Here is a 24,626-nt window from a genome sequence, read left to right on the forward strand (position 1 = left end):
GGTGTTTCGCGCCTTTTTAGCCTTAGTTTTCATCCGGCACCAACCAAATCATGGCCGCACCCAGCACAAAGCATAGCGCGTTCACATAGAACATGTTGGCCATGGAGCTGCCGAGCAATGGGAAGAGGTAGAAGGAGACGAGCGAGGCGAAGATTTGGGGGATGCAGATGAAGCAGTTGTAGCAGCCCAGTAAGAGCCCGTTGTTCTGCCCGTCCAAGGCGTTCGTCAGAATCGTAAACGGCACGGTAATGATGGCAATCCAGGCAATACCAAAGAGCGCAAAGGCGAATACGGAGACCCACTTGCTGCTTCCGGTGGCAATCAGCAGGAAACCAACCGCACCGAGAAGAAGCGCCGTGGTGTAAACCGGTCGACGCGTCTTCTTACCGAGCTTCACGAAGAAGAAACCGGCCAAAACGGACGTAATCGAGTAGACGGCCTGAACAATCCCAAACCAATTGCCCGCTTCCTGGAAGGCGGCGCTCGTTGCGTCGGTTGTCTGCCAGATTCTTTCTGCTAAAGCACCGGTTGAATAAGTCCACATATACGGAATGGCAATCCAGACAAAGAAATCCGCCAATCCGAGGAGCCAAAAGACCTTCGGCGCGTGTTTTAGGACGTCAAAGAAGCTAGCTCTTTTGGATGATGGAAAATGGGCCCGCTTATGATGGTCAGAGTGATTTTCGAGAAGGCTTCGCTCGTCTTGACCGTGGTAGACCGCCATTTCCTCGTCCGTATACTCATCAACCGACAGCACCGTAAAGATGACCGAAAGCGCCAGGATGATAGCTGCCAGGTAGAAGGAGAGGCGAACGGAAGGTGGAATCGTCCCTGCCGGTGCCGTATTCGCGATGCCCATGCGCGTGAGCAGGAAGGGGAAGACGAAGGCAGTCAGTGCCCCAAGCGAGCCCCAGATATTTTGCATCGACCACAGCGTCTGCGACTGCTTTTCGTTTGCCATGTCTGGTATCAGCATCTTAAAGGGTTGCTGGGTGACGTTGCAGGCCAGGTCCATGAACAGGACCGTTGTGGCCGCGAAGGCAAGGGCGGTCGTCGAAGCGAAGCCAAAGCCAAAGGAGCCCGCGTTTGGCAGGAGCATCATGACAATGATGGCGACCAGAGCACCACCGACTAGGTAGGGCAGCCGCCGTCCGAGACGCGGACACCAGGTGCGATCCGAGAGGTAGCCGATGACCGGCTGAGCAATGAGTCCGGCTAGCGGCGGTAGAATAAAGAAGAAGCCGAGTTTGTTCGGGTTAGCGCCGATGGTTTGAAAAATACGGCCCATGGTACCGGTTTGCATCGAGAAGGCGAGCTGGGTACCGAAGAAGCCGAAGGTCATGAAAAAGATTTGAAGCGTGCTCAAGCTGGGCAGGGCGTGCTTCCTGCCTACCATTCCGCCATGCGGTCGATTATTACGATGTTTCGTTGTCATTATGATTTCCTCATTTCTGGAAAAGTCGCGCGCGGACCGGCCCCGTCCCTCAAGCATGGCACGGGTCTTTCCAATGCTTAGCGTACGCGCTTGCATAAAGGCCGGTCAACGCGCGTGTCCTACATTGCATATAAACGACCCTAATTGCCAGATAGGACAGAACGACCCAAAAGCGTTATAATCGATACTAGTATTTGGAGGCGTTTATTGATGAAAAAACATAGTAAAGTTCGAACCATCCTGATGATCGCGTTGGTCTGCTTGATTGGTTATGCGGGTGTCGAAAGCTTTTCCGCCCACAACCGTTCCAATCCAGAACCAGAAAAGCAGAGCCCAAAGACGGCCACGGTTTTCTTCCACGGCTATGGCTCTTCGCGGAACGCGGAGAAGTCAATGACGAAGTACTTGGTTGACAAGGGTTACTCGAACCGTCGGATGGACGTTACCGTTGCAAAAGACGGCAGCGTCACGATGGGTAGGACCCTTCAAAAGAACGATAAAAACCCGTTGATTCTGGTGCAGTTCGACGACAACAAGAACCAGGACTTTGACAAGACGGCCATCTGGGTTCAAACCATCATGGCGAACTTGAAGAAGCAGGGGGTTACCAGGTGAACCTCGTCGGTCACTCGATGGGAAACATGGCCATCGCTTCCTATCTGATGGCAAGCAAGAACGCCGACACGGCCGCCTTGCCAGAAGTGAAAAAGCAGATTGATCTGGCCGGTACTTACAACGGCTTGATGGTCTCGGAAAAGAATTCCAACTCCGCCTTGCTGGCAAACGGTCAGCCCATGATTCCAACACCATACTTCCAGCGACTGCTCGCGCTGAAGGACTACTATAGTAACCACGCCGTGCAGGTGCTAAACATTTACGGGAACTCGCAGGGTGGTGCCGAAAACGACACGACCGTGTACAACAACTCATCGAAGTCGCTCCGCTACTTTGTTTCGAGCCCATCGACCTATGAAGAAAAGCTGATTAGCGGTGAAAATGGTCAGCATTCAAAGCTGCATGAGAACAACGAAGTCAACCAAGCGATGTTGAACTTTTTGAAGAAATAAGCTTGATTAAAAAGCGTCCTGATGGGGCGCTTTTTACTTTTTTGTGAATCCGTCTCATGGATTGGCTTGATTACACGTATGCGTCTCATTCTTGTCAAGCCGACTTGATTTTGCTATAGTAAAGATACAAATTAATAACGTTCCGTTTAGGGGTGCTCATTTGAGCTGAGAGGCATAGCCGACCCTCCGAACCTGTTGTGTTAACGCACGCGTAGGGAAAACAGAAAAAGACAAACAACGTTTGGTCCACTTTTGTTGTTCCGAACGTTGTTTTTTTGTACGAGTCCATCACTTTCGCTTTATAGGAGAGAAACATGCAAAGTACAAAGCAAAGCAATTTGCACTTCATCACTGAAATGGCGCTTTTCGTCGCCTTGTCCGTTGTCTTGAGCTTCTGGTCGTTGAAGCTTTGGGGCCAGGGAGGTTCGATTTCCTTCCAAATGGTGCCAACGATGATCATGGCTTACCGTTACGGCTTGAAGGGTGGATTAACCACCGGATTCCTCTTTGGAATGATTAAGTTGATTCTCGGGGCCTACATCTTGACGCCGGTTCAAGCCTTCATGGACTACCCATTGGCCTTCACGGTCGTTGGATTGGCCGCCTTGTCACAAAAGGCCGTTCGTTTTGCCATGGAAGAAAAGAAGCAGGGGAAGCTTTACGCGGGCCTCTTCGTTGGTTTGTTCATCGGTTCATTCCTGCGCTTTATCGCCCACGTCTTGTCAGCGGTCATCTTCTTTGTACAGTGGGTGCCAAAGGGCCAAACAATCTGGGGTTACTCCATCGTCTACAATGGTTCTTACATGTTGCCATCGTTCATCGCGTCATTCATCGTCGTGGCGATCATGGCAAAGATTTACCCAGCCCTTTTGAAGGCGAAGAACTAAAAAATAAAGACAAAATAAAGGGCAAAAATTGTCCTTTTGTAGTCATAAGAAAAACCGTCATAAATGCCTTAATAAAGGCGCTTATGGCGGTTTTTATGTGGTATAATTTCGTTGAGCAGACAACTTAGGCGGTGGCTATCCTTTGCATTTAGAAAGGAGGTTCAACATGGTTCTACAAAAACCACGAACTGAAATCTAAAGAAAGGAGATGCCGAGTTTTGTCGTTAGCTGAAGCGCTGTATCTGCTGATTGAATTCATTCGCCTCTTGGTGGATATTCGATTAGTTCAGATCACGCTCAGAAAAAATAACCGTCTCAGATTTGACAGTCTGACGGTTATTTTTTAGTAACTGATTGGACAGCCACCGTTTAACGGGTTTGCTTAAGCAGGTTAGTTCGCGCTAACCTGTTTTTCTATACCTCCATTATATACCACCCCAACCCCCTGTCAACAAAACAGGTCGTCTTGGACTTTTTCATTGACAAGCATTTCTCATCATGTTTTAATAAACGTAACTTAAGAAAAGAGAAAGACCATGAACAAGAATTTGACTTTGAATTTAGCCGTCGTCGTCAGCGTCGTTATCTACGGATAGGGTGCTGAATTTTTGGCTTGCCTATCCGACCTACAGGATGGGCAGCTAGCTGATGAAGTCAAATGACAAGGCCAGTTGCTGATGCAACTGGCTTTTTTTGTGGGATAACGTCTTTTTTAAGAAAAAAGGAGAACACTTATGCAAGAGAAACAAGCGAGTAGGAGCCAAATCCTACTGATCACATCACTGATTTTCGGACTCTTCTTCGGGGCCGGAAACCTGATCTTCCCAGTTCAAATGGGACAGCTTTCAGGGGGACACTGGGTGCCAGCCGTTTTGGGCTTCCTGTTAACCGGCGCCCTGCTGCCATACTTGGCCATGCTCGGGATGTCATTGACGCGCTCCCATTCCGTTTTGGACATCGCAAAGCCCGTCGCCCCTTGGTTTGCCACCATCATGGTTGTGGCCATTCATTTCTCGCTCGGTCCTCTGTTTGCCACACCACGTACAGCCGCAACGGCCTTCTCAATGGGAATCGCACCCTTGGTTCCAGCCGGCTACCAGCAATTGGCCATGTTGATCTTCTCCGGAATCTTCTTCTGGATGATTTACCTGCTCACCATTAAGGAATCGAACTTGATGAAGTGGGTTGGTAAGTACTTGAACCCAGCCTTCTTAATCTTGCTGGCCATTATCTTGATTTTGGCTTTGATAATGCCGATGGGTGACTTGAACCAACACGTTTCCGGTGCTTACAACTCACAGGCCGCCTTCGAAGGAATCTTGGAAGGGTATAACACGATGGACTGTTTGGCATTGCTAGCCTTCTCCGTTTCCGTTGTTTACGCCGTAAAGAACATGGGCTTCTCAGACAAGCAGGTGCCAAAGCTCTTGGCTAAGTCAGGGCTCTACGCCATCTTGCTGGAATCCATCATCTACATCGCCACGGCCTTGCTGGGTGTTTCATCACTCGGTATCATGGGCGTTTCTGATAACGGTGGAACGGCGCTTTCAAACGTCATTAACCACTACACTGGAAACGTTGGTATCTTGGCAACGGCCGTTGTCGTTACCCTGGCCGTGTTCACGTCTGCCATGGGCCTTTCCGCTTCCTTTGCCCAGGACTTGCACCGTGTGTTCCCAAAGGTTTCATACATGACTTGGTTGCGCATCACTTGTATCGGTTCCTTCATCACGGCAAACGCTGGTTTGACGAAAATCATCGCGTTCTCAACGCCAGTGCTCTTGATTATTTACCCATTCTCATTGGCCTTGACGGTCTTGGCCGTTTTGAACAAGTGGGTGAAGCAGGACAAGGTGATGTACCGTTTCGTGATGGCTTTCATCGCCATTCCCGCCTTCCTGGACGGTTTGTTGGCATCCCCAATGGCTTCCATGGGAATTGTAAAGACGATTGGAAACGCCTACCAGGCAATCATTCCGCTTGCGGCGGAAGGGTTCGGATGGACGGCGCCAGCTTTGCTTGGAGCATTAATGGCCATTCTCTACAACCGTTTCATCAAGAAGTAATGAGACTTCATATTACGTAAAAGTCGGTCCCGAGGGCGCTGCCCTGGGCCGGCTTTTTGCTTGCTTTTGTGTCGGGGAATGCTGAACAGAGGGAGCTAACCGTATTGGTAGGCAGTTTTCTCTTTCACCATTCGGATGGTGAAGTGGCGGCAAATGGGGCAGGGTCGGGTTGGACTGGGCCAGCCACATTCCCTTGACAGAATAAAATGGCATGCTAAGATAGAATCAACTTAACACGAAAGGAAATTCACAATATGGCATTCACGCAAATGAACTGTTGCTGCTCAAAGTAATTGAGCTAGCAATCTGATTCCAATATGAACGATTGATTAGCTCCTTACTGAGGTGTCTTTTTGACGTTCATATTGATTGCGGATGCGATGAGTGAATCCCGAATTCTCTTTTTATTGCCAGTTTTTCAGTATGGATCGTACTGAAAGACTGGCTTTTTTATGGAGAAATAGACATGTTATCAGAAAAACAGTGGGACGATTTAAAGGCGTTCCGTCACGAACTACACCAACACCCGGAGCTTTCCTTTCAGGAATTCGAGACAAGTGCACTTATAAAAGCACGCCTCGAAAAGCTCGGGTATGAAATCAAAACGCCAAAGGAAATGAAGACTGGCGTCATCGCCGACATCGGACCAAAAGATGCGCCAATGGTGGCGCTCCGGGCGGACATCGACGCCTTGCCCATCCTCGAAAAGACGGGCTTAGCCTATGCATCCGAGATTGACGGTGTCATGCACGCTTGCGGACACGACCTGCACGCGACGAGTTTACTGGCGGCAGCGGAAGGAATCGCGCAGGGAAAAGATGCCTTGACGGTTCGCGTTCGCCTGATTTTCCAACCGGCGGAGGAAGTTCACCTCGGGGCCGAGCAAGTCTTGAACGCTGGCGTGCTTGATGACGTGCAGTACATCGTTGGGTACCACAACATGCCGGAATTGGAAGCGGGTAGCTTAGTCATTGAAGCGGGGGCCCGTAACGCCGCGGTTGATCAGTTCAAGGTCACCTTACACGGAAATGGCGGTCACGCCGCTCACCCGAACCAAAACACCGACGTCATTTTAGGCATGGCGCAGATGGTAACAGGCTTGCAGAGTATCGTGTCACGAAACATCGATCCGCTCCATCCCGCTGTATTATCCGTGACGCACGTGGAAGGCGGCGCTTCCTGGAACGTGATGCCGGACGAGCTGTTCTTTGAAGGAACGCTTCGTACCTTTGATGAAAAGGACCGTGAACAAGCAAAGAAGCGCTTCTACCAGCTAGTTGAATTGCAGGCTGAAGCAATGGGCATTGACGTAACGATTGACTGGATTGCCGGTCCGCCCGTTCTCGAAAACGACGGGGCACTCGTTCAAAGTGTCCGAGAAACGCTGGCTTCGAAAATGACCGTTGTTAAACGGCCAGCCTCTGCCGGTGGCGAAGACTTCGCCTACTACACAAAGCAAGTACCAGCGATTTTTGCGGAAATTGGGTCGGGTTCACCTTCGGGCCTGCACCATTCCGATTTAACGGTTGATGACGAAGCACTGAAGACAGCTGCAGCCTGGTACACCGAAACATTGAACGTCCTATCTAAGAAATTAGCGAATGGACAGTGATAAAAAGATTAGGAGAAAGAACAATGAAAAAGAAGCATGTCATTTGGACGGTCGCCGCTCTTGTCGTACTCGTTTTAGGCTACTTTTCCTTTGCGCCAAAGGGGCACAAGCAAGGACAGGTCATTACGGTAGCCACCGCTCCGGGACCATATAGCGAACTCTTCATCAACGGCGTGAAGCCAATTCTGGAAAAGGAGGGCTATACCGTTAAAACAAAGTCCTTCAGTAACTTGCTGAACGCGGATATCGCGCTTGATAACAAGGAAGCGGATTTAAACGTCGACCAGCACACGGCCTATCTCAAGAACTTTAACAAGGAAAAGAAGGCTAACCTGGAAGGCCTCGTGAAGATTCCAACGGTGCCGATGGGACTATACCCAGGGACAAAGAGCTCGTTGGAAGATTTGTCGTACGGCGATGAAATTGCCATTCCAAATGATCCGTCAAACCAGGCACGGGCTTACCGCATTCTGGCCGAGAACGGGTTGATTACGATTGATAAGGACGCTAATCCCGTCACACTGACGCAAAAGGACATCAGTTCTAATCCGAAGGGACTTGTCTTTAAGGAAATCGATTCCTCAACGATTCCGCGGGTTCGAAGCGACTTCGCCTTTGTGATTCTGCCAGGTTCCGTGGCTTACGCCGCGAAGGTGCCGGCCAAGGAGATGGTGCTGAAGGAAAAGATTAGCGATGACTACTACCTCGTGGCTACGGTTAATCGTTCGAACAAGGATAAGGACTGGGCGAAGGCAATCAAGAAGGCCTGCCAGTCAGACGAATTCAAAAAATATCTCGCAAAGCATAACGACGATGGATACTGGGTTACTTCAAATTAATAGGACGTGTTAGCTGTAAAAGTCGGTCCCGAGGGCGCTGCCCTGGGCCGGCTTTTTATTTGTCTTTTCGCAGGTGTCAGTCCGATTCAATCCAAAAAAAATAAAATGAAAGCTTGCTTTTAGATTCTCATCATGTTTTAATATAAGTATCAAATTAAGTGAGAAATCAAATGACTAATTCATTGCAAAACAACCAAGCCATTATTATCAGCATTATTATTCCATAGGGATAGGTGCTGATGTTTTGAGCTGCCTATCCCATTCGGGTAGGTAGCTGATGAAGAGGTTTTCGAAGACCAGCTACGTACATTCACGTAGCTGGTCTTTTTTGTTTGAAAAAAGCTTAAAATTGAAATCGTAAAGGAGTTTTTCAATATGGAAAAACAAAAGCTATCCACTAAGCAATTATTCTTGGTGGCCTCATTGATCTTCGGCATGTTCTTCGGAGCCGGAAATTTGATTTTCCCGGTCCAATTAGGGCAGATGTCCGGTAGCAACTGGCTGCCAGCCGTCGCGGGCTTCCTGTTGACGGGTGCCGTCCTGCCATTCCTCGCCATGCTCGCCGTTGCGCTGACGCGATCCAACTCGGTTTATGACATCGCAAAGCCCGTCGCACCATGGTTCGGAACAGTGGTTCTCGTAGCCATCCACTTCACCATCGGTCCAACAATCGGTACACCACGTACGGCCGCCACGGCCTACGAGATGGGAGTGGCGCCATTGGTGCCGGCCCAGTACCAGCAGTTGGCCATGTTCTTGTTCTCAGCCGTCTTCTTTGGCTTGGCTTACTTCCTGACTGTTAAGGAATCCAACTTGATGAAGTGGGTTGGTAAGTACCTGAACCCACTTTTCTTAGGACTCTTGGCTTTGATTTTAGTTGCGGGCCTCGTCCTGCCAATGGGTGACTTGCACCAGCACGCAGCCGCCGCCTACCAAACACATGCTTCCTTCCAAGGAGTCTTAGATGGTTATGACACAATGGATGGAATGGCCTTGCTCGCGTTGGCCGTTTCAGTGGTTTACGCCGTACGTGCACTTGGATTCTCGGACAAGAACGTACCAGCCGTTTTGGCCAAGTCTGGACTTGTGGCCATCTTGGTCGAATCCGCAATCTACGTGGCCGTGGTTCTCCTCGGCGTATCATCCCTTGGAACGATGTCTGCTGCGCCAAACGGTGGGGCAGCCTTCTCGCAGATCATCACGCACTACGCCGGAAACGTCGGTATCCTGGCCACCGGTGTTGTCGTGACGCTGGCCGTTTTCACGACCGCCATGGGGCTTTTCGTTTCCTTCGCTCAAGACTTGCACCGCGTTTTCCCTAAGGTTTCTTACTTGTTCTGGCTCCGTGTCATCGCCGTCGGTGCCTTTGTGTCAGCCAACGCCGGCTTAACAAACATCATCACCTGGTCGGTACCAGTCCTCTTGCTCCTGTATCCATATGTTTTGGTGTTGACTTTCCTCGGTGTCTTGAACAAGTGGGTGAAGCAGGACGCCGTTTTGTACCGCTTCGTGGTCGCAGCCGTAACGGTGCCAGCGTTCTTGGACGCCTTGGCTGGATCTCCGTTGAAGGAACTGAGTTTCGTTGCAACGCCCGTTGCTTACTACCACGAGGTGGTGCCGTTGGCCGCTCACGGATTTGGTTGGATATTGCCCGCCGTGCTGGGTGTTGTCGCAGCATTTGCCTACAAGTTTGTTCAACGTTTGACTGCTAAGTAAAAAGACATTTTGACTGTCAAAGTCGGACCCGTACCGGGCCGGCTTTTTTATTTTGGAATGAATCGAAAATCGTTTTTGAAAAGCCTTGCCCAAAAGGGCAAGAAAAGGCTGCCCGTCAGCCTGACAAACGTTCCTTTAAACTCGCTATAGTAGTATTTGTAATTCATTACAAAGGAGAAAAACATGGGTAAATTACTTGGTCGTTTGGCTGGTTGGATCTTTAACCACGCTAAAGCGACGATTACTATTGTCGTGGCGATGACCGCCATCATTATCGGACTAGCGCTACATCAGGGATCAAATTTTGCGGGGGCTTCGTTGAGCCTGTCAAATTCTCAGTCGCAAAAAGCGCTCTCGGTGATGGGAAAAGAGTTCTCGCAAACAGATTCTTCAAAGGGAACCATCAAAGTAGTCTTTCACAGTGAAAACGGGGAAGAGTTAACTTCCGCGCAGAACCAAGAAAAGATCCATGAGCTTTTGCAAAACCTTCAAGGGCAAAAGCACGTGGCTTCCGTGATGGGGCCAGACATCTTGCGTAATTATAGTGCCGACATGAAGACGGCCTACGCAAACGTGACCTATGATCAGAAGAGCGAAGATGTTTCCGAAACGGAAATTAACCGTGTAAAGAAGCAGTTGAGCATTACTCGTGATGCTAAGATTCAAACGGAACTTTCTGGAAACGTGACGTTCTCAGAAGTTCAGCAAAGCGAATCGACTGAAGTTGTCGGAATCGTCGTTGCTTTCTTTGTTTTGGCAATCACGTTCGCATCTTTGTTGGTTGCTGGTCTTCCGATTTTGTCAGCCCTCATTGGCTTGGCCGTTTCAATGATGATTGTCATGCTTTTGACAAACGTCATGGACATTCCCCAAACTTCATCCGCATTGGTTGGAATGATGGGACTGGCGGTTGGAATTGACTACGCACTCTTTATTATTTCACGTTACCGTCAAGAAATCGGTTCCGGTAAGGAACGTCAAGCAGCAATGCAAAAATCCTTGTCGACCGCTGGTGTTTCAGTGGTCTTTGCCGGAGCGACCGTGATGGTAGCCATGGCAGCGATGGTTGTCTTGAAGATTGATTTCTTGGCATCAATGGGAATCGCAGCGGCCATCGGTGTTTTCTTCGCCGTATTGATGTCACTGACTTTGGTGCCTGCTATTCTTTCCTTATTGGGTAAGAAGGTGACGGGCCAAAAGAAAAACCGTTTCTTAAAGCGTTTTGCTAAGTTCCAAAAACCAGGAGGATTTGGTCGTTTAATCGTCAAGCACCGGATCAAGGCCATGTTCTTAGCCGTTGCGGCATTGATGCTGATTGCCTTGCCAGTTGCTCACATCAACCTCGGACTTCCGAATGATGGTGAAAAATCACCAGAACAAACAGAACGTCGTGCCTACGATATGATGAAGGATGGATACGGCGACGGTGTTAACGCTACGTTGATTGTCCTTGCTAAAACGGACGACATGACGAAGGCAAACAAAGCCGGTGAAGAAATCAAGAAGGTGGATAACGTAAGCAACGTGACACCAGCAATGCCTGGAAAGTCAGGTAAGTACTTCATGTTGGCCGTGACGCCGAAGACGGATGCGAACGACCCGAAAACCAAGAAGTTGGTCACTCAGATTCGTGATTTGAACCAGAGTCAAACGCAAAGTGAATTGCTTGTTACTGGAATGACGGCCGTTAACGTTGATGTCAGTGATGCCATCGCGTCAGCTATTCCAAAGTTTGCCATTTTAATCATCGCCTTTGCTTTCGTTCTCTTGATGATGGCCTTCCGCTCACTCTTGATTCCGTTTATCGCCGTTGCCGGATTCGGTCTTTCCCTCTGTGCAACGTTGGGAGCCGTCGTCTGGATTGTTCAAGACGGCAATCTGTTGGACTTCTTCCAGATCCCTTCAAAGTCATCTTTGCTAGCCTTTATGCCGGTTTTGGTGATTGGAATCATGTTCGGACTTGCCATGGATTATGAAATCTTCTTAGTGAGCCGAATTCGCGAAGAGTATAATCGAACTAAGGACACGAGTCACTCAGTGATTGTTGGTTTGAAGGAAAACGGGACGGTTGTCTTTGCGGCCATTGCCATCATGGCTTCCGTTTTCGCCGGGTTCATCTTCTCGCCAGAAGGAATCATTAAATCCATTGGATTATCCTTTACGTTTGGTGTTCTCTTTGATGCCCTAATCGTTCGGATGATCATTGTTCCCGCTGCCATTGCGCTCTTTGGAAGGGCCAACTGGTACTTGCCTAAGTGGTTGGATAAGATTTTGCCAGAATTGAACGTCGATTAAGTTAATTCAAAAAAGGACTAGCCTGATGGCTAGCCTTTTGTACATATTTATTTTAGTTAGAAAGAGAAGTTTTATGTCACAGGAAAATACGAGCCGATTACAACGAGAAACCTTGCTTGGTCTCCGGCCCATTTTTATCCTTTGGATTCTATTGGGAGTAGCACTTGCTTTATATGTCGACTTTCAGACATTGTCGCTTTCAAAAATTGGTTTCATCATTTTTGTTACTGCTGTTCAATGTATCCTGATTGCCCTGATTTTTCAAAAGGTGATGGCACGTCAATGGAGTATGACCGCACAAATTCTGATGCTGCTAATGATGATGTACATCATACACGGAACAGGTTCCGGCGTGCTGCTCCTCACCATTTCGCCCATTTTAATTATCCAATCGATTATTTTTGATCATTACAAGTGGGCGAACCTTTCGGCCATTGCGCTTTTCATTCTCGTCTTTTTAGCTTTCCTCATTCAGAAAAGCAATTTCGGTTTCATCTTATTTTTCATAGAGGTGGCCGTTTTAATGTTGTTAATCGTCTTTTTGTTTGTCAGAAGCTATCAAAGAAGCTTACAGCAATTGAGTGAGTTGCAACACTCAAACGCTGAGCTTCAATTAGCCTATAACCAGGTTGACCAACTCTCAACTGACCGGGAACGTGAGCGGATTGCAAGAGACCTACACGACACACTGCTACAGGATATGACCGGCCTTTCGATGTTGTTGGATGTTTTAAACCAGAAATTGGAAGAAGGCGACTTTGACAGCGCAGTAGGAATCGTGGAAAAGGCAAATCGCCTATCGAAAGAAACTCTTGTTTCTTCACGGGACGTCGTGTCAAAGATGCGGGAAGAATCCGGTCAATCTTTGCAATTCCAGAATCGTTTGAAGGTTTTAACCAAGACTTTTTATTTAAATTATTCCTTAAACGTCCAACTTAGTTATGAAAAAGAACCAGAGATACGTGGAAACGAAGTGGACAGTATCTTGAAGTTGATTTCGGAAGGGTTAATGAACGTCGTCAAACACAGTCATTCCGATTTTGCCTTATTGAAGTTTAACGAAGATGAACTGTATCGAAACATCGAAATTATTGATTTTGGTGGTGGCTTTGACGTTGACCGAGGTAGCGCTAAAAAACATCACTTCGGAATGAAGGGAATGCGTGAACGCGTATTGAAATTAGATGGTACACTAGAGGTACAAAGTACGATTGGAGAAGGGACAACCGTCATTATTCGGTTGCCTAAGTGATGAAAGTTAAGTTATGAAAGTACTGATTGTAGACGATCACATGATCGTTCGGGAAGGGCTCAAACTGATTCTCGAATCGGCGCGACCGGACTTTGATGTTCAAGAAGCCGCAAATGGATCAGAAGCCCTCATTCAATTACAAAACGATGGCCCGTTTGGGCTTGTCTTGCTGGACATCAAGATGCCGAAAACGGACGGCTTGACGGTTATGCAGGAAATTTCGAAGCATTATGCCGAGGTACCTGTGATTGTTTTGACCACTTTTGATTCTGACGAAGTGGTGCAAGAAATGGTACAACTAGGTGCTAAATCCTTTCTTTTAAAGAACACGGATAGTAAGAAAATCCTGAGTACGATTGATCAGGTTTTGGCTGGTAACTTGGTGCTTTCAACCGAAATGGCCAGCAAAGCATTTAATGCAAAGAAACAAAGCCTGCCTGCCATCGAGCTGTCGGATCGAGAACAGAAGGTACTACAATTACTGATTGACGGCTATCGAAACAAAGAGATTGCCGAATCACTCTACGTCTCAGAGCGAACAGTCAAAAACGTGCTCACGCAAATCTACAACAAACTCGGCGTATCCTCCCGCTCCGAAGCGGTGGCCTACGCTTTCAAACACGATTTACTAAACCGCTAAAGTCGGCCCCGTACCGGGCCGGTTTTTTTTATTTTAACTAGTATGCTTTACAAACTAGTTAGCTTTCGATATACTCATTGTATTCAAAAGAAAGGGGAGGTGTTCGATGGAACATAAGGTATCTAGCCAGCTTTTAAAGGGCTTTTTACAGGGCATCCTGCTGATACTGCTGGCCGAAGAGGCCGATTATGGCTACGGCATTGGGCAACGACTGAACGCCGTCGGATTGCAACAGGTGCCGAAGGGGACCATTTACCCCTTGCTCACGTCGATGGAAAAGCGCGGCTTGATTGCAAGTGAAAGCCGGCCATCCCCGGACGGCCCTTCCCGTAAATACTACGCCACCACAAAAGAGGGATTGCTTGCCAAGCAGGAATTCTTAGACCAGTGGGGCTACCTTGTCTCTGCCATGAGCAACTTAACGAAAGAAGTAAAAGCATGACAACAGAAGAACTGATTGAACAAAACAACGAACTGCGCGGCGCTTTGAACGAAGAAAACGACGCGTTCTACACGGACTTCTTGCTCTACGTGCGTTCACAGAGCATTTTTAAGGAAGAACACACCACGGAAGAGCAACTCTTTTCCATCCTCCAAGACATTTTAGAGGCCCAGAAGAACGGGCAATCAGCCGCGGATTATTTCGGTACGGATCCGAAGTTTGTGGCTGACAAGATGTTAGCCGCAACGCCGAGCCGCTTGGCTGAAGGGGCAAAGCTCTTCTTATACGGGATTGGGGCATACTTCGCCTTCAATCTTGTGCCCGATTTGATTGTGCCGGGAAAGCCACTGGACTTAGGTGCCTTCATCCTTTCCGGGTTGTACTTGAGCCTCGTGGCGATTCTTGTGTTGAACTTGATCGGACGTACGATTTACTTTTTCAAGAAGTCAACGATTCCTTCCTGGGCAAAGAAAGTGATGACCTTTACGGGGGCGATTGCTTTGTTGGCACCAGTGACATTCATCAACATGTGGGTACACACGCCCGCTAAGTTGAACTTGGATAGCACAGTGGGAATCTTCGTGATCATTCTAGTGCTGATTGGCGTGACGATTTTTGTCCGCAAGCAGGAGAAGAAAGAGGAAAGTCACATTTGGCGTCCCATCCTGTTCTTCGTCGTCATCTCTGCGGTGATTGGTATCCTGACGCGTTTGCCAATCTTGGAAGGGCTCTTGTTGTCAAAGGCAGGCCGCCTCACGTTAGCAGGAATCGTGCTCGTCGTATTAATCATCTTTAACGTGTACACAGTGTTCACGGTGAAGAAGATGGATAAGAAAGATTAATGATGTAAATAAAAAAGCCGGCTCAGGAAGGGCGGGCTTTTTTGTTTTTAGGCAGTTTTCTTTAGGAAAAGTAACAGTTGATGAAGGTCTTTTTTACTAATTGTTCCAATGCGATAAATTGGCGAGCTGTTAAGATACCTCTCTACTTTAATAATACGACCGGTATCAACATAGGACTTATTGTTTAATCCAGCTTCTTGCCAATCTGTTAATTCAAAGAAATTGCTTCGAATGTGAGCAGACTTAGTGAAGTATTGGCTGGTTATCTTATAAGTCATGAAATGAAAAGTATCAGCAACAATGACAAGTGCAGGTCGTCGCTTACCACCAGATCCTTCTTCGAAAGTTACAAATGCACTTATAACATCACCAATCTTCTTCATCTAGCCACGCTTTCAAGTCTTCTTCTGTATCGATAACTCTGTAAGCAGGGGTTCTTCGACAGTATTCCGCAAGCCATTCTTCAATAGCCTTCCATTCATCGGCGCTTCGGGTTTCAGTGCTTTCAACTAAAGCAGGATTTGTCATTGTATTTGATACGTCCATTGTTTGAGTCCTTTCTGTTCAATATTTGGTCGTGTGATAGTTATCTGGAGTTAAGCGTCCTTCAGCCACTCCCAAAGTTCTTCCTTTGTTTCGATTGGCTTCCCTATGGGAATGAGTTCTACCAATCGATCAACACCATCGTCGATTATTTTTTGTTTAGCGACAATTCCAGCAGGAACTGTGCGAGTCTCGATAATCGACTCTAAGAAATGGTTGACAGCTGTTCTGGTCGACATCCCAAAATCGGCTAAAACGTCTGAAGCTTTGTCATTAATATGCTTACTAACTTTGATTGTTGCGATATTTGGTGAGTCCATCCTTACCCCCTGTATTCAATTGTTAGTTGTGACAAAAAATTGGAGTAATCGTGTATGAACTACCAATCTTCTTCATTAAACCAATCTTTTAGTTCTTCCTCTGTTGAGATTGTTTTATAGACTGGTTGCTTGCGACAAAAATCAGCAAGTTCTTTTTCGAGTTCAGCACGGCTGAAATCATCATAGTTTGAATTTGCATCAATGTTTATTTGGTGTTTTATTTTTGGCATATCCATTTTGAATGATCCTTTCGGCTAGTATTTTCTAATGGCAGTATACGCCGATATGACGGGCTTTGTTGGACTTTATTTTAAAGCAGAATATTATTCAAATACGTAATATTAGAGGGAGATATTGCTAATTAACAGTGCAGCCAAATCACAGCTAAAAAACACATACCAACCCCCACATGAATTCCACCATCTCATCATTCATCCTCACCACAACGTGGCTTTCAATGATACAATAGTAGCCAAGAAAGCAGTCTTTACTGCTTAAAGGAGAACGTTCATGCCATTTTTGCATTCCATTTTTCTGTTCACGCTCATTCCGGCGGTCCTGCTCACGGTCGGTGACTACTTCTTGATTAAGAAGAACCGGTACCGCTTGCTGTCGGGGATGGCGGTGAACACGACCATCATCGCGTACTTCGTTGCGCTAACGGCGCTCATCATCGAGATTAACAACGCGAGCCTCGGTTTGGCCTACGCGATTATCTTGATTATTCTGGCGCTACCCGTTATCTTGTTCATGCTGACGGCGGCTTATTTGTTCATCTGGAACGGGATTATCGTCTGGCGTCGCGAGAGCCACTCCCTCGGAAACGTGTTGACGCTTGGAATTGGTGCCGTCTTGATCATCGTTCCCGTCTTCTTCTCCGTGACGAAGGGATGGTGGCCACACAGTAAGATTCTGACGTACTTGCAAAACACGTACTCCTTCTTGCTCCTGTACGCCATTTTCTGGGTGTTGACCTTCATGACATCATACGTTTTGACGAAGGTTGTTCACCCAAAGTACGACAAGGATTACGCCATTGTGCTTGGATCAGGCTTGATTGAGGGCAAGATTATCTCACCGTTGCTCGGTTCTCGAATCAAAGCCGCCATTGACTTTCAAAGAAAGCAACTGGCCAAGTCGGGGAAGCATCTGAAAATCATCATGTCCGGAGGGCAGGGTGGTGACGAAAAGCTGCCCGAAGGTGTTGCGATGAAACAATACGCTTTGGACCACGGTGTTTCAGAAGACGACATCCTCGTGGACGACCAATCCAAGAACACTTACCAAAACATGTCCTTTTCAAAGCTGGTCATCGAAGAGGCTGGCTTAAACCCACAGGCCGGAATCTTTACGACCAACGACTACCACGTGTTCCGTGCCGCCGGGTTCGCCCGTGCGGTTGGTCTGAACATTGATGGTGTTGGATCAAAGACGAGCAAGTACTTCCTGCCAAACGCCTTGATTCGCGAGTACATCGCGATCTTGCTTCGCCACAAGAAGTTTCACGCCGTCTTGATTGGCCTGGTATTGTTACTAAACTTGAGCGTTTTCTTCAGTTAAAATACGAAACAACAGTCACGCGCAATGTCTCTTAAAAAACACGCGTTGACAGTTCTAAGCAAAGCATGGTAATTTAATAACCGTAGCAAGGCTACAAAATAAATTATATTTGTCCACTGGGGTGCCAAAATGGCTGAGATGATACCCATTGAACCTGATTCTAGTTAATACTAGCGTAGGAACGTGGTCACTTGATCTTTTTAATATGGATTCAGTGTAAGCACTTTCTGTTAATCGCGGAAAGTGCTTTTTTGCGGCTAACCGTTGGACAGACGGAGGAAGTATGAAATTTTCAGAACAACTGCAGAAGCAGGCAACACCAATCATGGATGCGATTAACGCGCACCCATTCGTTGAAGGATTGGCAAAGGGCGACCTTCCAAAGGAAGCGTTGATCACCTATGTCCAACAGGATTACCTGTTTTTGAAGAAGTTGCGTGAAGTCTGGGCCTCAGCGCTTCGCATGAGCAAGAACGACGAACAGATTCGTTTCTTCTGGGGCATCATCGAAGTTATTTTGGACGCGGAATGTGACGCTTATGACACGTTCTGTGAACAAGCCGGCGTGAAGATGGAAGACATGAAGGACGCCATCCCATCACCAAAGGCATACTTGTACGAAGCCCACTTGGACCAGGCCGTTTTGTCTGGTAACTTCTTGTACTTGTTGGCCGCCTTTGCACCAACGCCATGGACGTACTTGGAATTCACGAAGCACATCTTGAACTCCGACATCGACATGACAAACAACCCATACAAGCCGGTTTTGGACTTCTACATGAACGAAGAAAACTACGCCGGCCCAACGTTCAAGTTCATCGACGAATTGGCAGAAACGGCCACGAAGGAAGAATTGGCCGAAGCGAGCCAGCTCTTCTTGAAGACCTGCGAACTCGAATGGCAGTTCTGGGAACAAGCCTACTACCAAGAGGACTGGAAGTTTAAGGACGTCTTGGAAGCCGCACGGAAGGAAATGGCTTAATTCAAAGCTTTCGACGCGCCTGGTTTACGGGCTAGGAGGTCGGTTGAGTCTAAGGCTACCGTCAAAGTCCAACCCGACCCGGCCTTTGAAACAGCACACGATTCAAGGCACCTCCAGAGATGGCGGGTGCTTTTTTATTTGCGACAGTTTCAAAAAGAAGTGTTAGACTAAACAGGTACAAATTTCCGATTTTTATATAGGTAACACCATGACAAAAAAGATTAAAGAGTCCAACATTGCGCTGATTTACTTCGCTTACCAGGAGTTCTCGCAAAACATCGACTTTGCCAACTACAAAATTTCAAAGACGCAGCACCGGATTCTCTTTTTGGTGAGCCAGTTGAGCCAGCCAACGATTAAGAAGCTTCTGCAGATCATGAAGATGACCAAGCAGGGCTTCATCAAGGCTTTGAAGGACTTGGAAGAGCGTCAGCTCATCGTCACAAAGCCGTCAAAGGAGGATCCACGGGTCAAGGATCTCATCCTAACAAAGGAAGGGAAGCAGATGATTGAAGCGCTCAACCAGGACCAGAGCCAAAAGATTGACGCGCTGCTGAACAAGCACGACGGGGACTGGAAGGCCACCCTGGACGACATGGTGGACAACTATTTGAAATCTTTTTAAAAATTAAAATCAAAAACATTTTTTAACAATATTGACAATACGAGAAAAAAGGCGTAAATTTTTTAGGTAAACTTGGTTGACCGAAATTGCGCCTTTTTCTTTTGCTTAAAATTTGGCAGGACAAGGCGGCATAAACTGTGCGACACACGACGCGGTTTATCAAGATTCACGAAAACAATAAGCAGGGGGGGAGAAAATGAATCAAGTAGTTCAATTCGGGACGATGCAGATGCTGGTTGAAAGCCTCTTGGACGGCTTTGTTAGCACGAAAGACGTTCTGTCAGCCGGTGATTTTGGAATCGGTACCGGTGAAGGTGTCGATGGTGAGTTGATCATCATTGACGGGGTTGCTTACCAGATTGATGGCGAGGGCCAAGTTCACGAGGTCGGGCCTGACTTTCCAATCGCCTTCGGTAACGTGCACAAGGGTGACTTCGAGTTCTTGAAGGAATACGAAGACATTACCTTGAAGGAACTCCAGGACGAAATCGTCAAGGAAGTGAAGACAAAGAGCCTGTTCTTCGCCTTTAAAATTGAAGGGGACTTCGACGCCGTTCAAACGCGTTCGGCCAACAAGTCCACGCGCCCATGGCCAAGCCTGAGCCAGATTGCCGAGGGCCAAAACGTCTTCGACACGACGGACACGGACGGTATCATGGTGGGTTACTACTCACCAAAGCTGTTCCAGGGTGCCGCAGTGCCTGGCTTCCACCAGCACTACTTGTCTAACGCCCACGACTTCGGTGGCCACGTACTGGGCGCTAAGTTGAAGCACGTGAAGGTTTCGGTTCAGATGCTTTCTGGCCTCGACCTCCGTTTGCCAGCGGAAAACGCGGACTACCGAGCCGCTGACCTCACGCAGTTGGACCACTTGAACGCGGCCATCCACGCAGCGGAATCATAATTCATTTTCAAACCCACTAAACGAAAGGAAGAGCATCGTAACAAAGCGTTGCTCAATATGTATACTTATGTCAGAACAAAAATTTGGTGCCGATATCGTCACCCAGTCATTGATTAACCACGACGTTGACATCGTCTTCGGAATTCCTGGTGCAAAGATCGACCGTTTGTTTGAACGCTTCGACCACCCACAAGCTGGTCAAAAGACGCCAAAGTTGCTCGTTGCTCGTCACGAACAAAACGCGGCCTTCATGGCCCAGGCCTTCTCACGCATCACGGGTAAGACCGGTGTCGTTGTCGCAACGTCCGGACCTGGTGTTGGAAACTTGGTCACTGGTTTGATGACGGCTTCAGCCGAAAACGACGCCGTTTTGGCCATCGGTGGTCAGGTTCCACGTAAGGATTTGAACCGTTTGACGCACCAGTCAACGGACTCAGCCGCTTTGTTCAAGTCCATCACGAACTACAGCGCCGAAATCCAAGACGCCAACAACATCTCAGAAATCATCGCGAACGCCTTTGCGGCCGCTAACGGTCCAAAGAAGGGGGCTGCCTTCGTTTCATTGCCACAGGACGTGGACGACGCGCCTGTAACTTGCGATGCCTTGCCTGAAGTGCCAGCCGCACAACAAGGTCCTGCTTCCCTTGCGGACTTGAAGTGGTTGGCTGACCAAATCAAGAACGCTGAATTGCCAGTCTTGCTCGTCGGAGCCCGCGGTTCTGACGACGCTACTGTCGAAGCGCTTCACTCACTCCTCGGTGACACCAAGTTGCCAGTTGTTGAAACGTTCCAAGGGGCAGGGGTGATCTCCCGCGACTTGGAAGAAGAAACGTACTTCGGTCGTATCGGTTTGTTCCGTAACCAGACCGGAGACAAGTTGTTGTCTAAGTCTGACCTCGTCATCACGGTTGGTTACGACGCCATCGAATACGAACCACGTAACTGGAACAAGGAAAACACGTTGAACATCGTGGCCTTGGACACGGTTGCCGTTGAAATCGACAACAACTACGTGCCTAAGCGTCAGTTGGTCGGAGACCTGGCGCAAAGCTTGAACCTCTTGGCCGAAGACATCAAGGGATACGAAATTCCAGCCGCTGGACAAGCTGTCTTGAAGGAAATGAAGGCGGACTTGAAGGCCGCTTCAGAACCAACTTACACGCCAGCACAGGAAAACTTAAACCACCCATTGGACGTTGTGGAAGCCATCCAAGCCCACGTAACGGATGACATGACGGTCTCAACGGACATCGGTTCCCACTACATCTGGATGGCCCGCCACTTCAAGTCATACGTGGCGCGTCACTTCTTGATCTCAAACGGTATGCAAACGCTTGGTGTTGGTTTGCCATGGGCCATGACGGCCGCCATGGTTCGCCCAAACGCCAAGTCCGTATCTGTTTCTGGTGACGGAGGATTCTTCTTCTCAGCCATGGAATTGGAAACGGCCGTCCGTTTGAACTTGAACACGGTCCACATTGTCTGGAACGATAACGGTCACTACGACATGGTGAAGTTCCAAGAAGAAATGAAGTACAATGGGGAATCTGCCGGTGTTAAGTTCGGTAACATCGACCTTGTGAAGTACGCCGAAAGTTTCGGTGCCAAGGGTCTCCGCGTTGATTCACCAGCTGAATTGAACAAGGTCTTGGACGAAGCCTTCGCAACGGAAGGTCCAGTTGTGGTTGACGTGCCAGTTGATTACACGCACAACTACGAATTGGGTTCACAATTGATTGAATCAGAAGGATAATTTTTGATTATCTGTATTCAAAAAAGCTCGTCTTTTATGAGACGGGCTTTTTGTTTTTGCCTTATAAAAGTCAGGCGCTACCGCGACTGGTCGCTCTATTTTGTATAAGTAGTTGAAAGATTGGCGGGCTGTGGTAACCATAGGAGGCTTATCGGGCAGTTTGCTGGCTTTTGTATTGTCCGTTGGGTGGAAGAAGGAATCGGGGTCGCTTTTGACTTTGCCAAGAGACGAAAAGCCTGCGATAATAGACGTGTCATTTACTAGAACAAGTCAAAGCAAGATACAAGGAGGAAACACATGAAAGCAGCAGTATTCGTAAAGTCGGGTCAGGTCGAAATGCGCGAGATCGACAAGCCAACCATTCAGGGACCGAAGGACGCCGTTATCAAGACCGTCCGAGCCTCCGTTTGTGGTTCCGACCTCTGGTTCTTCCGTGGGCTCTCAGACCGTAAGTCAGGCGCTCAGGTTGGACACGAAGCCATCGGAATCGTTGAAGAAGTTGGTTCTGGCGTGACAAAGGTCAAGCCGGGTGACTTCGTCATCGCGCCGTTCACGCATGGTTGTGGGGAATGTCAGGCCTGCCTCGCCGGATTCGACGGTGACTGCCTGGACCCAGACAAGTCCGGGTCAACCGGTTACCAAGCCGAATACATCGGGTACAAAAACGCCGACTGGTCACTCGTGAAGCTGCCTGGCCAACCAGCAGACTACACGGAGGACCAACTGAAGTCCTTCATGACGCTGTCAGACGTCATGGCCACCGGTTACCACGCCGCCTTCACCGCTGAAGTGAAAAAGGGCGACACGGTCGTTGTGATGGGTGACGGGGCCGTTGGCCTCTGTGGTGTGATCTCAGCCAAGTTGCTGGGCGCATCCCGTATTATCTTGATGTCCCGCCACGCTGACCGCCAGGCCATCGGGAAGGACTTTGGCGCTACCGACATCGTCGAGGAACGTGACCAGGCCGCAATCGACCACGTCATGGAACTGACGGGCGCCGGTGCCGATGCGGTTCTCGAATGTGTTGGAACGGAACAAGCCGTTGATACGGCCGTGAAGCTCGGCCGTCCAGGTGCCGTCGTTGGTCGCGTTGGAATCCCACAGGACCCAATGATGAACACGAAGGACCTCTTCATGAAAAACATCGGTCTCCGTGGTGGTATCGCAGCCGTGACGACCTACGACCGTGGTTCACTCTTGAAGGCCGTCTTGGATGGCGAAATCAATCCTGGCCAGGTCTTTACAAAACGGTTTGAGCTGAAGGATATCCAGAAGGCCTACGAGGCAATGGATAAGCGTGAGGCGATTAAGTCCTTGCTGGTCTTTTAAAATAGCAAAATAAAAAGAGGCGCATGATACGTCTCTTTTTTTGTGGCCATTCAATGAATGGCAGGGGGCAGATTCATTGAAAAACCGTTTTATTTTCACCAAATCTTCGTTAGCACGTGTGTTGCTTCCCGGTCAGGGCCAACCGCAAACGTGTGAAGCGGAATGCCAACAATCTCGGATACACGGTTCAAATACTGACGGGCGTTGGCCGGCATTTTCTCAATACTTGTCACTGTACTTATGTCTTCTGTCCAACCGGGGAGCTCTTCGTAGATTGGTTCGCAGCGAGCCACCTCTTGGTTGCTGGCAGGGTAATGATCGATGATTTTACCGTCCAAACGGTAGGCCGTCGCAATTTTAATCGTCTCAAAACCAGTTAAAACGTCCAAACAGTTGAGGGACAGCTGCGTCATTCCAGAAATCCGAATCGCGTGACGGAGAACTACCGTGTCTAACCAACCGATTCGGCGGGGACGCTTGGTCACAACACCGTATTCGTGGGCAACTTCGCGGATGGTGTCGCCGATTTCGTTCTTTAATTCGGTTGGGAATGGGCCTTCACCAACGCGGGACGTGTAGGCCTTCGCCACACCCACGACTTCGCTGATGCGCTTAGGACCAACGCCAGCACCAACCGTCGCACCACCGGAGATTGGGTTCGATGACGTGACGAAGGGGTAGGTTCCCTGATCAATGTCCAGCATGCTTCCCTGGGCACCTTCGAAGAGCACCTTCTTTCCTTCATCCAATGCCTTGTTAATCAGATAAGAGGTGTCAGCGACCAGCGGTTTCAGCAGTTGACCGTAATCCCTGTACGTTTCATAGAGAGGCTCAAAGTCAATCGGATCCACCCCGTAGAGCTTCGTCAGAAGCTCGTTTTTTTCAGCCAAGGTGGTCTTTAAACGCTTCTTTAAGGTTTCCGGTTCGATCAAATCACTAACTCGGATTCCGATTCGCTGCACCTTATCCATGTAAGCCGGTCCGATTCCCTTTTGGGTCGTGCCGAGCTGCTGCTCCTTGCGTTCTTCTTGAAGACGGTCGAGTAGTCGGTGGTAGGGCATGATGACCTGCGCGCGGTCTGAAACCGTCAAGTTATCGACGTCTACGCCGTGTTCCTTCAAGTAGGCAATTTCGTTAAAGAGAGTCTCGGGGTTCAAAACTACACCGTTTCCGATGATATTTTGAACGTTTTTCAGCAGAATACCCGATGGAATCAGCTGCAGGTGCAGCTTCTGATTCCCGAGAACGAGAGTGTGTCCGGCGTTGTCACCACCTGAGTAACGCACCACGTAATCCGCTTTCTGACTAAGAAAGTCCGTAATCTTACCCTTTCCTTCGTCTCCCCATTGACTTCCGACAATAACTGTTGCTGGCATTTTTTAGCTCCTGTATTTCTGTGTCTTTGACTCAACGAGACAATCATAACGGACAATTTTGTAAAACACAAGGACAATATTCGTCTATTGTTCGTGTTTATCTAAATATATAGCGTTAATATGACTGAAACACGATAAATA

At 48.4% G+C, this 24,626-nt stretch carries 24 protein-coding genes and 2 riboswitches; of the genes, 18 read left to right on the forward strand and 6 right to left on the reverse strand.

Translation table 11 applies throughout. From position 1 onward, the window contains the following. Window positions 1-22 precede the first annotated feature (22 nt). Window positions 23-1,396 (reverse strand): MFS transporter, encoded by a 1,374-nt coding sequence (locus NFX39_RS04460; RefSeq protein WP_252443410.1) that lies wholly within the window; start codon window positions 1,394-1,396, stop codon window positions 23-25. Window positions 1,397-1,645: 249 nt separating this feature from the next. On the opposite strand from NFX39_RS04460, the gene NFX39_RS04465 reads away from it, so the two are divergent. The 12 genes from NFX39_RS04465 (at window position 1,646) to NFX39_RS04520 (ending at window position 15,093) form a co-directional block, all read left to right on the forward strand. Beyond that, window positions 1,646-2,050: an alpha/beta hydrolase gene (locus NFX39_RS04465; protein WP_252443413.1), complete on the forward strand. Its 405-nt coding sequence runs from the start codon at window positions 1,646-1,648 to the stop codon at window positions 2,048-2,050. Next, the gene (locus tag NFX39_RS04470) at window positions 2,047-2,502 is read left to right on the forward strand and encodes an alpha/beta hydrolase (RefSeq protein WP_252443415.1); all 456 of its coding nucleotides are present in this window, start codon (window positions 2,047-2,049) and stop codon (window positions 2,500-2,502) included. Before NFX39_RS04465 ends, NFX39_RS04470 begins: the two co-directional genes overlap by 4 nt. 138 nt (window positions 2,503-2,640) lie before the next feature. Beyond that, window positions 2,641-2,737: riboswitch (TPP riboswitch) on the forward strand. A gap of 79 nt (window positions 2,738-2,816) precedes the next feature. After that, window positions 2,817-3,389, forward strand: coding sequence for an energy-coupled thiamine transporter ThiT (gene thiT, locus NFX39_RS04475; protein ID WP_252443417.1), 573 nt, complete (start codon window positions 2,817-2,819; stop codon window positions 3,387-3,389). Window positions 3,390-4,123: 734 nt separating this feature from the next. After that, entirely contained in the window at window positions 4,124-5,455 is a 1,332-nt protein-coding gene (gene brnQ, locus NFX39_RS04480; protein ID WP_252443419.1) for a branched-chain amino acid transport system II carrier protein, read from the forward strand. A gap of 466 nt (window positions 5,456-5,921) precedes the next feature. Then, complete coding sequence (locus NFX39_RS04485; RefSeq protein ID WP_252443421.1) at window positions 5,922-7,067, forward strand: M20 metallopeptidase family protein; 1,146 nt, start codon at window positions 5,922-5,924, stop codon at window positions 7,065-7,067. A gap of 23 nt (window positions 7,068-7,090) precedes the next feature. Next, window positions 7,091-7,906 (forward strand): MetQ/NlpA family ABC transporter substrate-binding protein, encoded by an 816-nt coding sequence (locus NFX39_RS04490; RefSeq protein WP_252443423.1) that lies wholly within the window; start codon window positions 7,091-7,093, stop codon window positions 7,904-7,906. 375 nt (window positions 7,907-8,281) lie between these two features. Then, complete coding sequence (brnQ, locus tag NFX39_RS04495) at window positions 8,282-9,622, forward strand: branched-chain amino acid transport system II carrier protein (protein WP_252443425.1); 1,341 nt, start codon at window positions 8,282-8,284, stop codon at window positions 9,620-9,622. 183 nt (window positions 9,623-9,805) lie between these two features. Beyond that, entirely contained in the window at window positions 9,806-11,917 is a 2,112-nt protein-coding gene (locus tag NFX39_RS04500; RefSeq protein WP_252443427.1) for an MMPL family transporter, read from the forward strand. Between the two features lie 73 nt (window positions 11,918-11,990). Continuing rightward, complete coding sequence (locus NFX39_RS04505) at window positions 11,991-13,169, forward strand: sensor histidine kinase (RefSeq protein ID WP_252443429.1); 1,179 nt, start codon at window positions 11,991-11,993, stop codon at window positions 13,167-13,169. A 13-nt stretch (window positions 13,170-13,182) separates the two neighbouring features. Further along, window positions 13,183-13,809: a response regulator transcription factor gene (locus NFX39_RS04510; protein WP_252443431.1), complete on the forward strand. Its 627-nt coding sequence runs from the start codon at window positions 13,183-13,185 to the stop codon at window positions 13,807-13,809. A gap of 106 nt (window positions 13,810-13,915) precedes the next feature. Continuing rightward, on the forward strand, window positions 13,916-14,251 hold the full coding sequence (locus NFX39_RS04515) for a PadR family transcriptional regulator (protein WP_252443433.1): 336 nt from the start codon (window positions 13,916-13,918) through the stop codon (window positions 14,249-14,251). Further along, window positions 14,248-15,093, forward strand: coding sequence for a DUF1129 domain-containing protein (locus tag NFX39_RS04520; RefSeq protein WP_252443435.1), 846 nt, complete (start codon window positions 14,248-14,250; stop codon window positions 15,091-15,093). The genes NFX39_RS04515 and NFX39_RS04520 overlap by 4 nt, the downstream gene beginning before the upstream one ends. A gap of 47 nt (window positions 15,094-15,140) precedes the next feature. On the opposite strand, the gene NFX39_RS04525 is transcribed toward NFX39_RS04520, so the two are convergent. The 4 genes from NFX39_RS04525 to NFX39_RS04540 are packed head-to-tail and all read right to left on the reverse strand — an operon-like array spanning window position 15,141 to window position 16,192. Further along, window positions 15,141-15,476: a hypothetical protein gene (locus NFX39_RS04525; RefSeq protein WP_252443437.1), complete on the reverse strand. Its 336-nt coding sequence runs from the start codon at window positions 15,474-15,476 to the stop codon at window positions 15,141-15,143. Next, the gene (locus tag NFX39_RS04530; protein WP_252443439.1) at window positions 15,460-15,639 is read right to left on the reverse strand and encodes a hypothetical protein; all 180 of its coding nucleotides are present in this window, start codon (window positions 15,637-15,639) and stop codon (window positions 15,460-15,462) included. Before NFX39_RS04530 ends, NFX39_RS04525 begins: the two co-directional genes overlap by 17 nt. Window positions 15,640-15,689: 50 nt before the next feature. Beyond that, entirely contained in the window at window positions 15,690-15,956 is a 267-nt protein-coding gene (locus NFX39_RS04535) for a hypothetical protein (protein WP_252443441.1), read from the reverse strand. Between the two features lie 59 nt (window positions 15,957-16,015). Beyond that, complete coding sequence (locus tag NFX39_RS04540; protein ID WP_252443443.1) at window positions 16,016-16,192, reverse strand: hypothetical protein; 177 nt, start codon at window positions 16,190-16,192, stop codon at window positions 16,016-16,018. Window positions 16,193-16,466: 274 nt separating this feature from the next. Between NFX39_RS04540 and NFX39_RS04545 the strand changes: the two genes are divergently transcribed. From NFX39_RS04545 to NFX39_RS04570, 6 genes are all read left to right on the forward strand, one after another. Then, window positions 16,467-17,516, forward strand: coding sequence for a YdcF family protein (locus NFX39_RS04545; RefSeq protein WP_252443445.1), 1,050 nt, complete (start codon window positions 16,467-16,469; stop codon window positions 17,514-17,516). 107 nt (window positions 17,517-17,623) lie between these two features. Further along, window positions 17,624-17,716: riboswitch (TPP riboswitch) on the forward strand. An 83-nt stretch (window positions 17,717-17,799) separates the two neighbouring features. Next, window positions 17,800-18,498 (forward strand): thiaminase II, encoded by a 699-nt coding sequence (tenA, locus tag NFX39_RS04550; protein WP_252443447.1) that lies wholly within the window; start codon window positions 17,800-17,802, stop codon window positions 18,496-18,498. A gap of 208 nt (window positions 18,499-18,706) precedes the next feature. Further along, window positions 18,707-19,123: a MarR family winged helix-turn-helix transcriptional regulator gene (locus NFX39_RS04555; protein WP_252443449.1), complete on the forward strand. Its 417-nt coding sequence runs from the start codon at window positions 18,707-18,709 to the stop codon at window positions 19,121-19,123. 196 nt (window positions 19,124-19,319) lie between these two features. Further along, window positions 19,320-20,027, forward strand: a complete 708-nt coding sequence (gene budA, locus NFX39_RS04560) for an acetolactate decarboxylase (protein WP_252443451.1) — start codon at window positions 19,320-19,322, stop codon at window positions 20,025-20,027. Window positions 20,028-20,094: 67 nt separating this feature from the next. Beyond that, complete coding sequence (gene alsS, locus NFX39_RS04565; protein WP_252443453.1) at window positions 20,095-21,780, forward strand: acetolactate synthase AlsS; 1,686 nt, start codon at window positions 20,095-20,097, stop codon at window positions 21,778-21,780. Between the two features lie 297 nt (window positions 21,781-22,077). Continuing rightward, the gene (locus tag NFX39_RS04570; RefSeq protein ID WP_252443455.1) at window positions 22,078-23,109 is read left to right on the forward strand and encodes a zinc-binding dehydrogenase; all 1,032 of its coding nucleotides are present in this window, start codon (window positions 22,078-22,080) and stop codon (window positions 23,107-23,109) included. Between the two features lie 95 nt (window positions 23,110-23,204). Here NFX39_RS04570 and NFX39_RS04575 read toward each other — a convergent pair whose 3' ends face one another. After that, window positions 23,205-24,485 (reverse strand): adenylosuccinate synthase, encoded by a 1,281-nt coding sequence (locus NFX39_RS04575; RefSeq protein WP_252443457.1) that lies wholly within the window; start codon window positions 24,483-24,485, stop codon window positions 23,205-23,207. Window positions 24,486-24,626: the final 141 nt, after the last annotated feature.

This window comes from Fructobacillus apis, from assembly GCF_023893635.1.
Taxonomy (GTDB): domain Bacteria; phylum Bacillota; class Bacilli; order Lactobacillales; family Lactobacillaceae; genus Fructobacillus; species Fructobacillus apis.

What these genes read in the sequence shown, in the direction of transcription:
- NFX39_RS04535 (WP_252443441.1), bottom strand. Translation starts at nt 15,956, where the DNA reads ATGGACTCACCAAATATCGCAACAATCAAAGTTAGTAAGCATATTAAT.
- brnQ (WP_252443425.1), top strand. Translation starts at nt 8,282, where the DNA reads ATGGAAAAACAAAAGCTATCCACTAAGCAATTATTCTTGGTGGCCTCA.
- NFX39_RS04555 (WP_252443449.1), top strand. Translation starts at nt 18,707, where the DNA reads ATGACAAAAAAGATTAAAGAGTCCAACATTGCGCTGATTTACTTCGCT.
- NFX39_RS04465 (WP_252443413.1), top strand. Translation starts at nt 1,646, where the DNA reads ATGAAAAAACATAGTAAAGTTCGAACCATCCTGATGATCGCGTTGGTC.
- NFX39_RS04505 (WP_252443429.1), top strand. Translation starts at nt 11,991, where the DNA reads ATGTCACAGGAAAATACGAGCCGATTACAACGAGAAACCTTGCTTGGT.
- NFX39_RS04570 (WP_252443455.1), top strand. Translation starts at nt 22,078, where the DNA reads ATGAAAGCAGCAGTATTCGTAAAGTCGGGTCAGGTCGAAATGCGCGAG.
- alsS (WP_252443453.1), top strand. Translation starts at nt 20,095, where the DNA reads ATGTCAGAACAAAAATTTGGTGCCGATATCGTCACCCAGTCATTGATT.
- NFX39_RS04460 (WP_252443410.1), bottom strand. Translation starts at nt 1,396, where the DNA reads ATGGTAGGCAGGAAGCACGCCCTGCCCAGCTTGAGCACGCTTCAAATC.
- brnQ (WP_252443419.1), top strand. Translation starts at nt 4,124, where the DNA reads ATGCAAGAGAAACAAGCGAGTAGGAGCCAAATCCTACTGATCACATCA.
- NFX39_RS04500 (WP_252443427.1), top strand. Translation starts at nt 9,806, where the DNA reads ATGGGTAAATTACTTGGTCGTTTGGCTGGTTGGATCTTTAACCACGCT.
- NFX39_RS04485 (WP_252443421.1), top strand. Translation starts at nt 5,922, where the DNA reads ATGTTATCAGAAAAACAGTGGGACGATTTAAAGGCGTTCCGTCACGAA.
- tenA (WP_252443447.1), top strand. Translation starts at nt 17,800, where the DNA reads ATGAAATTTTCAGAACAACTGCAGAAGCAGGCAACACCAATCATGGAT.
- NFX39_RS04575 (WP_252443457.1), bottom strand. Translation starts at nt 24,485, where the DNA reads ATGCCAGCAACAGTTATTGTCGGAAGTCAATGGGGAGACGAAGGAAAG.
- budA (WP_252443451.1), top strand. Translation starts at nt 19,320, where the DNA reads ATGAATCAAGTAGTTCAATTCGGGACGATGCAGATGCTGGTTGAAAGC.
- NFX39_RS04540 (WP_252443443.1), bottom strand. Translation starts at nt 16,192, where the DNA reads ATGGATATGCCAAAAATAAAACACCAAATAAACATTGATGCAAATTCA.
- NFX39_RS04520 (WP_252443435.1), top strand. Translation starts at nt 14,248, where the DNA reads ATGACAACAGAAGAACTGATTGAACAAAACAACGAACTGCGCGGCGCT.
- thiT (WP_252443417.1), top strand. Translation starts at nt 2,817, where the DNA reads ATGCAAAGTACAAAGCAAAGCAATTTGCACTTCATCACTGAAATGGCG.
- NFX39_RS04525 (WP_252443437.1), bottom strand. Translation starts at nt 15,476, where the DNA reads ATGAAGAAGATTGGTGATGTTATAAGTGCATTTGTAACTTTCGAAGAA.
- NFX39_RS04515 (WP_252443433.1), top strand. Translation starts at nt 13,916, where the DNA reads ATGGAACATAAGGTATCTAGCCAGCTTTTAAAGGGCTTTTTACAGGGC.
- NFX39_RS04490 (WP_252443423.1), top strand. Translation starts at nt 7,091, where the DNA reads ATGAAAAAGAAGCATGTCATTTGGACGGTCGCCGCTCTTGTCGTACTC.
- NFX39_RS04510 (WP_252443431.1), top strand. Translation starts at nt 13,183, where the DNA reads ATGAAAGTACTGATTGTAGACGATCACATGATCGTTCGGGAAGGGCTC.
- NFX39_RS04545 (WP_252443445.1), top strand. Translation starts at nt 16,467, where the DNA reads ATGCCATTTTTGCATTCCATTTTTCTGTTCACGCTCATTCCGGCGGTC.
- NFX39_RS04530 (WP_252443439.1), bottom strand. Translation starts at nt 15,639, where the DNA reads ATGGACGTATCAAATACAATGACAAATCCTGCTTTAGTTGAAAGCACT.